Here is an 11,823-nt window from a genome sequence, read left to right on the forward strand (position 1 = left end):
GCTGGTATTGTACGCCGTGCGAATCGTTTTACACTGAGCGGCAGCTTGTGGACGGCAACTGTCCGGACTGCGGCCGGCCTGTTGAGAAAGTGAAAGAAGAGTCCTATTTCTTCCGGATGAGCAAATATGTCGACCGCTTGTTGCAATATTACGAAGAAAATCCCGATTTTATCCAACCGGAATCGCGGAAAAATGAGATGATCAACAACTTCATTAAGCCGGGGCTTGAGGATTTGGCTGTGTCCCGGACGACGTTCGATTGGGGCATTAAAGTGCCAGGCAATCCGAAGCATGTCATCTATGTCTGGATCGACGCGCTTGCCAACTATATCACAGCGCTCGGCTACGGCACGGACAACGATGAAAAGTTCCGCAAATATTGGCCGGCGGACGTCCATTTGGTCGGCAAAGAAATCGTCCGTTTCCATACGATTTATTGGCCGATTATATTGATGGCGCTCGGCTTGCCGTTGCCGAAAAAAGTATTCGGCCATGGCTGGTTGCTGATGAAGGATGGAAAAATGTCCAAATCGAAAGGCAATGTCGTCGACCCAGTGACGCTCATCGACCGGTATGGGCTTGATGCGCTCCGCTATTATTTGCTGCGGGAAGTGCCGTTCGGCGCTGATGGCGTGTTTACGCCGGAAGGATTTATTGAGCGCATCAACTATGACTTGGCCAACGACTTAGGCAACTTGTTGCACCGTACCGTGGCGATGATCGAGAAATATTTCGACGGCGTTATTCCGCCATACCGCGGGCCGAAAACACCGTTTGACCAAGAGTTGGTGCAAACGGCGCGCGAAGTGGTGCGTCAATATGAAGAAGCGATGGAGGGAATGGAGTTTTCCGTCGCGCTCGCCGCTGTTTGGCAGTTGATTAGCCGGACGAACAAATATATCGATGAAACGCAGCCATGGGTATTGGCGAAAGACGAACAGAAACGGGATGAGCTTGCCGCCGTCATGACCCACTTGGCTGAATCGCTTCGCCATACGGCAGTGCTGCTCCAGCCGTTTTTGACGCGCACGCCGGAGCGCATGTTCGCTCAGCTCGGCATCACGGATCATTCATTAAAAGAATGGGATAGCTTGTACGATTTCGGCCTCATTCCGGAAGGGACAAAAGTGCAAAAGGGAGAACCGCTCTTCCCGCGCCTCGACATCGAAGCGGAAGTGGAGTACATTAAGGCGCATATGCAAGGGGGCAAACCGGCCGCCGAACCGGTAAAAGAGGAAAAAAAAAGCAGCGGAGGCGGCGGAAATTTCGATTGACGAGTTCGCCAAAGTCGATTTGCGCGTCGCTGAAGTCATCCATGCGGAACGTATGAAAAACGCCGATAAGCTGTTGAAGCTTCAGCTTGACCTTGGCGGCGAGAAGCGGCAAGTGATCTCCGGCATTGCTGAGTTTTACAAACCAGAAGAACTCGTCGGCAAAAAAGTCATTTGCGTCGCCAATTTAAAACCAGCCAAGCTTCGCGGCGAATGGTCGGAAGGCATGATTCTAGCCGGAGGCAGCGGCGGGGAATTTTCGCTGGCGACGGTTGATCAACACGTGCCGAATGGAACGAAAATCAAATAACGGTTTGCTTGGCAGGGGGGTGTTGCGCTTGACACCTCCTTGTCGCTATTTTGTAATGGAAATGTTAACGAAATGTGACGTATGTAACCAATTTCTATGCTACACTTAACATCAAGGTGGAAAAGAGGGCATTCGTATGCTGTTTGATACGCACGCACATTTGAATGCAGTCCAATACGAAGAAGATTTGGAACAAGTCATTGAACGCGCCCGCGATGAAGGGGTTTCACACATTGTCGTCGTCGGGTTTGACCGTCCGACGATCGATCGGGCGATCGAGCTGGCCGAGCGGTATCCGTTTATTTATGCGGCGGTTGGCTGGCATCCGGTTGATGCGATCGAGATGACGGACGATGATTTGCAGATGATTGAACAGCTCGCCGCTCACCCGAAAGTCGTGGCGCTCGGCGAGATGGGGCTTGACTACCATTGGGATAAATCGCCGAAAGACGTGCAACAAGAGGTGTTCCGGCAGCAAATCCGGCTGGCTAAAAAGGTGAAGTTGCCGATCATTATTCATAACCGTGAGGCGACGGCAGATATTTTAAAAATTTTGCAAGAGGAAAACGCCGCCGAAATCGGCGGGATTATGCATTGTTTCAGCGGCAGCGTCGAGGTGGCCAAACAGTGCATGGACATGAATTTTCTCATTTCCCTTGGCGGACCGGTCACGTTTAAAAATGCGAAAAAACCGAAGGAAGTGGCGAAGGAGATTCCACTCAGCCATTTATTGATCGAAACCGACTGTCCATATTTAACGCCTCACCCTTTCCGCGGCAAACGAAACGAGCCGAGCTATGTCAAATACGTTGCCGAAGCGATCGCACAGATCAAAAACATTTCTTTTGCCGAAGTAGCGGAAACAACGGCGGAAAATGCCAAAAAATTGTTCGCCATCGACCGCTAAAATTAGGCGTCGAACAGCGGGGAAGCTTGTCGAAGGTGCGGCGAAGACGATAAAATTCTACAAATTCAGCCGATATGAGCCAACCGCGTGTCGACAAGTCTTCCTTCCTTTTTCACTGAATTTTCTGCATAATAGAGTATGCTCGTGCGTACATGTTAAAGGGAGAGGGGAATTCCGTAGAAAAAGGAGGCGTTCATCTGATGTTGCCGAATGGGAGGAAATGGCTGGACTTATGGAGGAAAAACGTGACCGTCACAGCGGGCGGGTTTCTCGCCATCTCCGCGACGACAGGGGTTGCTGGATATGAGATGGCCAAAGACGATGTGACGCTGATCAAAAACGGAAACAAACAAGAAATTCGCACTCATGCGAAAACGGTGAAAGAGCTGCTTGCGGAGCAAAACATTCAGCCGCGCAAAGAAGATTATGTTTATCCGTCCTTGCATTCGCCGATCACCGACGATCTCCATATTGTTTGGGAAGCAAGCAAAGAAGTGACGCTGACAGTCAATGGAAAAAAGAAAAAGATATGGACGACAGCCGATACGGTCGCGGAGCTGCTCCGTTCGCAGCACGTGGCGGTCGGGGCGTATGACAAAGTGGCGCCGGCGCTTTCGGCGAAAATTCAAAAAGGCATGGACATCGGCGTTGAAAAGGCGTTTCCAGTCCACGTCAATGTCGGCGGTAAACAACAGCAGGTATGGACAACTTCGACTACGGTCGCTGACTTTTTGAAGCAGCAAGGGATTCAGCTAGGTCAACTCGATCGGATAGAGCCCTCCTTGCATGAAACGGTCAAAGAACAGATGACCATTCGCGTGATCCGAGTAAAAAAAGTCACCGATGTAGTGGAAGAACCCGTCGACTTTGCCGTGGTGACAAAACGGGATGACTCATTGCCGAAAGGAGAGCGGCGCGTCATTCAGCCTGGAGAAAAAGGGATGGTTCAAAAAACGTATGAGGTGACATTGGAAAACGGCAAAGAAACGGCGCGCAAACTAATCGCTGTGAAAACGCTAAAAGAAAGCAAGGCGCGCATTGTCGCCATCGGCACGAAAACGGTGCGCCAAGCTGCCGCGCCCGACCGCCCGTCCTCGCGCGGCTCGGACCATGCCGCGAAGGAATTTTACGTCACCGCCACCGCCTACACTGCCTATTGTGCAGGCTGTTCAGGCATAACAAGCACGGGCATCAACTTGCGCAAAAATCCTTCCGCTAAAGTGATTGCGGTCGACCCGTCCATCATCCCCCTTGGGTCGAGAGTGTATGTGGAAGGATACGGATATGCCATTGCCGCTGACACCGGCTCAGGCATCCGCGGATATAAAATTGATGTGTTTTTCCCGGAACGGTCGGATGCGTTTCGTTGGGGCAGAAAGCGCGTGAAAATACGGGTATTGCCATAGAGATGCGATGGGAGAACGAAGCGGAGGGTTTTTTCCCTCTGCTTTTTTTCGCTATAATGGCATTGTGCCGCGACAATGCGCGCCGCTTCTGCTAAATTAGACGATGCAAACGGAAAAAAAGTTTCAGCGAAATTCAAAAAATAATAAGGGAATGAAGCGGCTTTCGGCGATGATTCGCCTTACTTTTGATTTTACCGGAAAGGAGGCATTGCAGAAATAGGAAAAAGGGACGATTCCGTTGTTTCTGCAATGGGAGGATGAAGATCAAAGAAGTGATCGTTGTGGAAGGAAAAGATGATACGGCGGCGATCCGGCGCGCCGTCGATGCCGATACAATCGAGACAAACGGAGCAGCAGTGGGCGCGGATGTCATTGAGCGGATCAAGCTGGCGAAAGAGCGCCGCGGCGTGATCATTTTTACCGATCCCGATTTTCCCGGCGAAAAAATTCGCCGCACGATTGCCGAACAGGTGCCGGGGTGCAAGCATGCCTTTTTGCCGCGCGAGGCGGCCAAAGCGAAAAACGGCAAGGGCATCGGGGTTGAGCACGCGTCCCCTGACGAAATCCGTCGGGCGCTCGCCAACGTGTATGAAGAGGCGTCGGATTGGAAGGAAGAAATTACGTTTGCTGAACTGATCGAGGCTGGGTTGATCGGCGGCGCGATGGCGCGCCGGCGGCGGCAGCGTCTTGGCGAGGAGCTGAAAATCGGCTATGCGAACGGTCGGCAGTTTCATAAGCGGCTGCAAGTGTTCCGCATTTCCCGTGATGCTTTTTATGCCGCGTTAGCGCACGTGATGCAGGAGGAGGCGGACGATGTATAAAGATATTGCAACACCGGGGCGGACGAAAGAAATTTTGGAGCGATATGGCTTTTCGTTTAAAAAGAGCCTTGGGCAAAACTTTTTGATCGATGCGAACATTTTGCGGAAAATCGTGGATGTTGCCGACATCTCCCCTGATACAGGAGCGATTGAAATCGGACCAGGCATCGGAGCGTTGACGGAACAATTGGCGCGGCGGGCGAAAAAAGTCGTCGCTTTCGAAATCGACGGCCGACTGTTGCCCATTTTGGCCGACACGCTGTCTCCTTATGACAATGTGCGCATCTTTCACCAAGATGTATTAAAGGCCGACTTGCATGCCGTCATCGCCGAGGAATTGGCTGATGTAAGCGACCGGATGGTCGTCGCCAACTTACCTTATTATGTGACGACACCGATCATTATGAAGCTGCTTACCGAGCGGTTGCCGATCCGCGGCATGGTCGTCATGCTGCAAAAAGAAGTCGCCGACCGTCTTGCCGCTAAGCCAGGGACGAAAGATTACGGCTCGCTGACGATCGCTGTGCAGTATTATACCGAAGCGGAAGTCATCATGACGGTGCCGCGCACCGTCTTTATGCCGCAGCCGAACGTTGATTCTGCTGTCATCCGGCTCGTAAAGCGGCAGCATCCGCCTGTTGTTGTCGACGATGAGGGCGTGTTTTTCCAAGTGGTGCGGGCAAGCTTCGCCCAGCGCCGCAAAACGCTGTTCAACAACTTAACAAACAATTTGCCGGGAGGAAAAGAGAACAAAGAGCAAATTGAACGAGTGCTCGTTGCTTTGGGCATTGACCCGCGCCGACGCGGAGAGACGCTTGACATCGCTGAGTTTGCTTCATTAAGCAACGCGTTGGCACCGCTTTTCGGCAAATGAAGGAGTCGTAAAGAAAGCGCTCCTCTGGGGGGCAGCGGTCTTTTCGTCAACCAAAGCCGTCCAAACAGGCGTCTATCACCTATTGTCCGCACGTGCATATCGTATGGATGACAACGATTATGCAATGGAGTGAGCGGTGATGGACGTCATTAAAATCGGCGATATTGTCGCCCGCAAGTCTTACCAATGTGATTTATTGTTCCGAGTGATTGATATGAAAGAAAAAAACGGCGAGTGGGAAGCGATTTTGTATGGTGAAGATGTGCGCCTCGTCGCGGACGCTCCGTGCAGCGATTTAGTCGTCATCGATGAGCAGGAGCAACAGGAACGGAAAAAGCGGGAAATCGAGCTGATCGAACAATCGTATCGGCTTTTTCGCCAAGATTATCAGGCGATCAAGCAAAAAGTCGAATATCGGGCGACCGGCGGATACCGGGTGGAGAAAGATTTTTTTCAAATTCCGGGGCGCGTCCTCCATTTGGATGGCGACCCGTTATATTTGCGCAAATGTATGGATTTGTATGAGCGGATCGGCGTGCCGGTGCACGGCATTTACTGCGAGGAAAGCGAAATGCCGGAAAAAGTTGGCTACTGGATCGAGCAGTTTCGCCTGATATTTTAGTCATCACCGGGCATGATTCGTATTCGAAGTCAAAAGGAAAGGTGCATGAGTTAAAAGCGTACCGCCATTCGCGCCATTTTGTGCAAACGGTGAAAGAGGCGCGCAAAAAAGTGCCCCATTTGGACCAACTGATCATTTTCGCCGGCGCCTGCCAGTCGCACTTTGAGTCGCTCATCCGCGCTGGGGCGAATTTTGCCAGTTCACCAGCGCGGGTGAACATTCATGCTCTGGACCCCGTCTATATCGTTTCGCGCCTCAGCTTCACCCCGTTCACCGAAACGGTCGACGTATGGGATGTGTTGCGCAACACGTTAACCGGGGAAAAGGGGCTTGGTGGGGTGGAAACGAAAGGCGTGCTCCGCACCGGGATGCCGTTTCGCCTCATTGAGGATCGAGAGGAAAACCGCCGCAGTTGATGGGCGGTTTTTTCTATACGTCCGTCGCATTTTTTTACAAAAAAGTTCCACATCACACATAAAAAGAAGGATATTGTAGAAAAATATACATTGACAGAAATAAAAATGCCCTGATATAATTTTTATTTTTTGACTTTAGACATCATCTTTGTTATAATTACAAATAGTGAGGTGGATGATGAATGCCAAAGACTTTATCCGATATTAAAAAAACGCTGGATTCCAATATCGGGAAACGGTTGACGCTGCGGGCCAACGGCGGACGCAGAAAAATGATTGAGCGTTGTGGTATTTTGGCGGAAACATATCCATCCGTATTTGTCATTGAGCTGGATCAAAAAGAGAATTCGTTTGAACGCGTATCGTTCAGCTACGCCGACGTATTGACAGAGACGGTAAAGTTGACGTTTTGGGATGATGAGCAAGCAGGGGGGCAGTAGACAGATTTGTTTGCTGCTTTTTTGCTTTTTGTTTTTTGTTTTGTCATAAATAGGTGACGTGAACGACTCCCACTTCGCTTTGCTTGAAGCGGGAGTTTTCTTTCGGAACTATGATAAAACCGCCCCCTTTATTTCATACTAAAACTGCCGCAGCCGCCTTTTGCCCGGCCAAATGCAAAGCCGGCTTGTTGATGCGCCGGCGGGTTGCCAAACGTTTCATGCCATAGCGCCAATGAACATGGAAAGGGGTTGCTGACATTGGGTCGACGCCGCGGGATTATGTCGCAACGCTTGAAAGAAGAGCTGGCGAAAGAGTTGGGCTTTTACGATGTCGTGCAACGTGAGGGGTGGGGCGCCATCCGCGCGAAAGACGCAGGAAACATGGTCAGATTGGCGATTGAACGGGCGGAGCGGCAGCTGGCCGGAACAACGGAATAGCGCCGGCAGCGGGGCGTGTTGCGGCGAGGGTGTCCCGCGAACGGGGCGCCCTTTTTTTGCATACATATATTGTTTGGCGTCGTCGCCAGAACATGGTAATATGATAAAATGGGTTGACGAAAGAAAGGCGGATGAGACGGGGCAAAGACGGCGGAGACGGAAAGCAGCCGATGGATGCCGATCCGCTTATTCATGATTGCGCGTGGAAGTAGGTGAGGATGAGTGAGGTTGTCGATAAAAGCGCCGGCGAAAATCAATTTGTCACTCGACGTTCTTTATAAGCGCCCGGATGGTTACCATGAAGTGAAAATGGTGATGACGACGATCGATTTGGCCGATCGCATTGAGCTTGTCGCGTTGCCGGAGGAAGATGCGATCCGCATCGTTTCGCAAAACCGCTTTGTGCCCGATGATTGCCGCAACTTGGCGTATCAGGCGGCGAAGCTTCTTAAAGAGACGTTTTCGATCCGCCAAGGGGTGGCCATTTCGATTACGAAGCATATTCCGGTGGCCGCCGGATTGGCGGGAGGAAGCAGCGATGCGGCGGCGACGCTGCGCGGGTTGAACAAGCTTTGGCAACTCGGATTGACGCTCGATGAACTGGCAGAGCTTGGGGCGAAAATCGGCTCGGATGTCGCTTTTTGCGTCTACGGCGGAACCGCCTTGGCGACGGGGCGCGGGGAAGTCATCACTCCGATCGCTTCACCGCCGCCGTGCTGGGTTGTGCTGGCCAAGCCCCCGATCGGTGTATCGACGGCGGAAGTGTACCGAAACTTGGAACTTGAGCGTGTCAGCCATCCGGACGTCGATGCGATGGTGAGAGCGATCGAGCGGCAAGATTATGCGGCGATCTGCCGGTTGGTCGGCAATGTTCTTGAGGAAGTGACGTTGAAAAAATATCCGGAAGTCGCGCATATTAAAGAACAAATGAAGCGGTTTGGCGCTGATGCGGTGCTGATGAGCGGCAGCGGGCCGACCGTGTTTGGACTGATCGAGCACGATTCCAGAATGCAGCGGGTATACAATGGGTTGCGCGGCTTTTGTGACCAAGTGTTTGCGGTGAGAATGTTAGGAGAACGACATTCTCTTGATTAAACACGTACATTTTTGTTAAAATATATTTATAATATTCGGTTTCAGGAGGTCGGCTATGAAGCTAAGGCGAAGCGGCCGTTTAGTTGATATGACGCATTATCTTCTTGAACGGCCACATCAGCTCATTCCGCTGACATTTTTTGCCGAGCGGTACGAATCGGCCAAATCGTCGATCAGCGAAGATTTGGCCATCATTAAGCAGACGTTCGAGCAGCAAGGAATCGGAACCGTTCGGACGCTGCCCGGCGCTGCCGGCGGCGTGCAATACATTCCAAAAATGGATGCTGAGGAAGCGGAAGAAGTGGTTGCGTATTTGTGTGAACAACTGTCGCGTCCGGATCGGCTTCTTCCCGGCGGATATTTGTATATGACCGACATTCTTGGCGATCCCCGCATTATGAACAAAATCGGCCGCCTTTATGCGTCGATGTTTGCCGACCGTCCGGTGGATGTCGTCATGACGATCGCCACCAATGGGATTCCGTTCGCGTATGCCATCGCCAACTTTTTGTATGTGCCCGTTGTCATCGTCCGCCATGACAATAAAGTGACAGAAGGACCGATGGTAAGCATCAATTACGTATCCGGCTCGTCCAAACGCATCCAAACGATGGTCCTATCGAAGCGCAGCTTAGCGGAAGGAGCCAATGTGCTCATCGTTGACGATTTTATGAAGGCGGGGGGTACAATCAACGGCATGATCAGTTTGCTTCAGGAGTTTAACGGCAATGTCTCCGGCATTGGCGTGCTCGTGGAGTCGGAAGAGGCAAAAGAGCGATTGGTCGATGAATACATTTCGCTCGTCAAACTGTCCGAGGTGGATGTAAAAGAAAAGAGGATCTCTGTTAAGGAAGGCAATTACAAAGCGTTTTTGTAGCAGCTTGCTGCTTGACATAAAAATCAAGAAAGGAGACTGGCTCATGAGAAAAGTAGAGACAACGAAGGCGCCGCAAGCGATCGGCCCGTATTCGCAAGGCATCATCGTCAACAACATGTTTTACAGCTCGGGGCAAATCCCGCTCACCCCAGAAGGGGAACTGGTGAAAGGCGACATTCAGGCGCAGACGCATCAAGTGTTCCAAAACTTGAAAGCCGTATTGGAAGCGGCCGGAGCTTCGCTCGATACAGTGGTGAAAACGACCGTATTTTTAAAAAATATGGATGATTTTGCGGCGATGAATGAAGTGTACAGCCAATACTTCCCGAACCATAAGCCGGCGCGCTCATGCGTGGAAGTAGCCCGGCTGCCGAAAGATGTCCTTGTCGAAATTGAAGTCGTTGCCCTCGTTCCGTAATGATTAGCCCCACTTTTTCCCTACATAAAAATTTATAAAAAATTTTTCGAAAAAAGAAGGAAATGACTCGAACACGTGGAATTCATTACATCGAGTCTCATATAGGGGAAAAGGTGGTGAGCAAAATGGAAGTGACAGACGTAAGATTACGCCGCGTCAATACCGAAGGACGGATGAAAGCGATCGCCTCCATTACGTTGGACAACGAGTTCGTCGTCCATGACATCCGCGTCATCGACGGAAACAATGGGCTGTTTGTCGCGATGCCGAGCAAGCGCACACCAGATGGGGAGTTCCGTGATATCGCTCATCCGATCAATTCCGCACGCGCGGGAAAATCCAGGAGGCGATCCTCGCTGAATATCACCGCCTCGGGAAGTTGGAAGAAGAACTTGAAGAAGCTGGCGCTTCGTAAACATATGAAAGGGAGCTTAGGTGAAATTCACCAAGCTCTCTATTTTTTTGAAAGCCGTATTGTTTCCTTGAAAAGTGCCACTGATTCATATATATTCAATTATGGATAAAAGGGTAATTGGAGGCCTTTCACATGAAACGATATGCGGTCATTTTGGCGGCCGGACAAGGGACGAGGATGAAATCGAAGCGGTATAAAGTGCTTCATCCCATTTGCGGCAAGCCAATGGTTCAGCACGTCATCGACCAAGTGTCAAAGCTTGGGGTGGAAAAAGCGATTGCGGTAGTGGGATTTGGAGCGGAACAAGTGAAAGAACAGCTCGGCTCCCAGTGTGAATATGCCCTGCAGGAGGAGCAACTCGGGACGGCGCATGCAGTCATGCAGGCGGCTCCGCATTTGCGCGGTCTTGAAGGAGTGACGATTGTCGTCTGTGGGGATACGCCGCTCATCACCGCTGAGACGATGGAGATGCTCATCGAGCATCATATGGCCGCCAAGGCGAAGGCGACCGTGTTGACGGCCATCGCTGATGATCCGTCCGGATATGGCCGCATTGTCCGCAACGAGGCTGGCCATGTCGAGAAAATTGTCGAACATAAAGATGCGAGCGAGCAAGAGCGGAACATCCGCGAGATTAACACAGGAACGTACTGTTTTGACAATGAGACACTGTTTCAAGCGCTTACAAAGGTGACGAATCAAAACGCTCAAGGCGAATATTATTTAACGGATGTGATTGAAATTATCAAAGCGGACGGCGGCGTTGTATCCGCCTATCAGGCGCCGTCGTTTGAAGAAACGATCGGTGTAAACGACCGCATCGCTCTCGCTGAAGCGGAGCGGATCATGCGTGCTCGCATTTGCCGTCAACATATGAAAAACGGAGTCACGATCATCGATCCGGCTTCCACTTATATTTCCGCCGAGGCGGTGATCGGGCGTGACACAGTCATTTACCCCGGCACGGTGATTGAAGGCGAGACAGTGATCGGTGAGGATTGCGTCATTGGGCCCAATTCGGAAATTAAAAATTGCTATATCGGCCATCGCACATCGATTCGCCATTCGGTCGCCCATGACAGCGAGATTGGTTCGGATGTGACGATCGGCCCGTTCGCCCATATTCGTCCGCTGTCAAAAATCGACGATGAGGTGCGGATCGGCAATTTCGTCGAGGTGAAAAAATCGACGTTTGGCAAAGGAAGCAAGGCGTCGCACTTGAGTTATATCGGCGATGCTGAAGTCGGCGCCGATGTCAATCTTGGCTGCGGGTCGATTACGGTCAACTACGACGGCGTGAATAAGCATATGACCAAAATCGAAGACGGGGCGTTTATCGGTTGCAACGTCAATTTGATCGCCCCTGTTACGGTCGGTCAAGGCGCTTACGTCGCCGCGGGATCGACGATTACAGACGACGTTCCCGGCCGCGCACTTGCCATTGCCCGCGCCCGGCAAGTCAATAAAGAACATTATGTTGATCGCCTGCCAGGCAAGAAAAAATCTTAGCGGA

The 11,823-nt window shown here is 51.4% G+C and carries 10 protein-coding genes and 3 pseudogenes; all 13 read left to right on the top strand.

The genetic code is table 11. The features are described from left to right. Window positions 1–1,581 (top strand): annotated as a pseudogene (gene metG, locus I656_RS0114750) (methionine--tRNA ligase); the annotation flags it as partial. Between the two features lie 136 nt (window positions 1,582–1,717). Next, window positions 1,718–2,488, top strand: a complete 771-nt coding sequence (locus I656_RS12765; RefSeq protein ID WP_011229548.1) for a TatD family hydrolase — start codon at window positions 1,718–1,720, stop codon at window positions 2,486–2,488. Window positions 2,489–2,688: 200 nt separating this feature from the next. Continuing rightward, window positions 2,689–3,894 carry a G5 and 3D domain-containing protein gene (locus I656_RS12760; protein WP_015373700.1) on the top strand — a complete coding sequence of 402 codons (1,206 nt, stop codon included), beginning with the start codon at window positions 2,689–2,691 and terminating at the stop codon, window positions 3,892–3,894. Between the two features lie 257 nt (window positions 3,895–4,151). After that, window positions 4,152–4,715 (top strand): ribonuclease M5, encoded by a 564-nt coding sequence (gene rnmV, locus I656_RS12755; protein ID WP_014194568.1) that lies wholly within the window; start codon window positions 4,152–4,154, stop codon window positions 4,713–4,715. Further along, window positions 4,708–5,589: a 16S rRNA (adenine(1518)-N(6)/adenine(1519)-N(6))-dimethyltransferase RsmA gene (gene rsmA / locus I656_RS12750; protein WP_011229551.1), complete on the top strand. Its 882-nt coding sequence runs from the start codon at window positions 4,708–4,710 to the stop codon at window positions 5,587–5,589. The genes rnmV and rsmA overlap by 8 nt, the downstream gene beginning before the upstream one ends. A gap of 139 nt (window positions 5,590–5,728) precedes the next feature. After that, window positions 5,729–6,627: pseudogene (yabG, locus tag I656_RS0114755) on the top strand (sporulation peptidase YabG). A gap of 182 nt (window positions 6,628–6,809) precedes the next feature. Further along, entirely contained in the window at window positions 6,810–7,067 is a 258-nt protein-coding gene (gene veg, locus I656_RS12745; protein WP_011229553.1) for a biofilm formation stimulator Veg, read from the top strand. 258 nt (window positions 7,068–7,325) lie between these two features. After that, window positions 7,326–7,505 (top strand): small, acid-soluble spore protein, alpha/beta type, encoded by a 180-nt coding sequence (locus tag I656_RS0114760; protein WP_013143961.1) that lies wholly within the window; start codon window positions 7,326–7,328, stop codon window positions 7,503–7,505. A gap of 222 nt (window positions 7,506–7,727) precedes the next feature. Next, window positions 7,728–8,600 carry a 4-(cytidine 5'-diphospho)-2-C-methyl-D-erythritol kinase gene (gene ispE, locus I656_RS12740; RefSeq protein ID WP_015373701.1) on the top strand — a complete coding sequence of 291 codons (873 nt, stop codon included), beginning with the start codon at window positions 7,728–7,730 and terminating at the stop codon, window positions 8,598–8,600. A 55-nt stretch (window positions 8,601–8,655) separates the two neighbouring features. Further along, entirely contained in the window at window positions 8,656–9,477 is an 822-nt protein-coding gene (gene purR, locus I656_RS12735; RefSeq protein WP_015373702.1) for a pur operon repressor, read from the top strand. 43 nt (window positions 9,478–9,520) lie between these two features. Continuing rightward, on the top strand, window positions 9,521–9,895 hold the full coding sequence (locus tag I656_RS12730; RefSeq protein WP_011229557.1) for a RidA family protein: 375 nt from the start codon (window positions 9,521–9,523) through the stop codon (window positions 9,893–9,895). 125 nt (window positions 9,896–10,020) lie between these two features. After that, a pseudogene (gene spoVG, locus I656_RS0114770) lies at window positions 10,021–10,310 on the top strand (septation regulator SpoVG). A gap of 132 nt (window positions 10,311–10,442) precedes the next feature. Then, complete coding sequence (glmU, locus tag I656_RS12725) at window positions 10,443–11,819, top strand: bifunctional UDP-N-acetylglucosamine diphosphorylase/glucosamine-1-phosphate N-acetyltransferase GlmU (RefSeq protein ID WP_011229558.1); 1,377 nt, start codon at window positions 10,443–10,445, stop codon at window positions 11,817–11,819. The last annotated feature ends 4 nt before the right edge of the window (window positions 11,820–11,823 follow it).

The sequence above is a fragment of the Geobacillus sp. WSUCF1 genome (assembly GCF_000422025.1).
GTDB lineage: Bacteria > Bacillota > Bacilli > Bacillales > Anoxybacillaceae > Geobacillus > Geobacillus zalihae.

Coding starts and splice junctions, on each gene's coding strand:
- glmU (WP_011229558.1), top strand. CDS start 10,443: ATGAAACGATATGCGGTCATTTTGGCGGCCGGACAAGGGACGAGGATG.
- purR (WP_015373702.1), top strand. CDS start 8,656: ATGAAGCTAAGGCGAAGCGGCCGTTTAGTTGATATGACGCATTATCTT.
- rsmA (WP_011229551.1), top strand. CDS start 4,708: ATGTATAAAGATATTGCAACACCGGGGCGGACGAAAGAAATTTTGGAG.
- rnmV (WP_014194568.1), top strand. CDS start 4,152: ATGAAGATCAAAGAAGTGATCGTTGTGGAAGGAAAAGATGATACGGCG.
- I656_RS12730 (WP_011229557.1), top strand. CDS start 9,521: ATGAGAAAAGTAGAGACAACGAAGGCGCCGCAAGCGATCGGCCCGTAT.
- I656_RS12760 (WP_015373700.1), top strand. CDS start 2,689: ATGTTGCCGAATGGGAGGAAATGGCTGGACTTATGGAGGAAAAACGTG.
- I656_RS12765 (WP_011229548.1), top strand. CDS start 1,718: ATGCTGTTTGATACGCACGCACATTTGAATGCAGTCCAATACGAAGAA.
- veg (WP_011229553.1), top strand. CDS start 6,810: ATGCCAAAGACTTTATCCGATATTAAAAAAACGCTGGATTCCAATATC.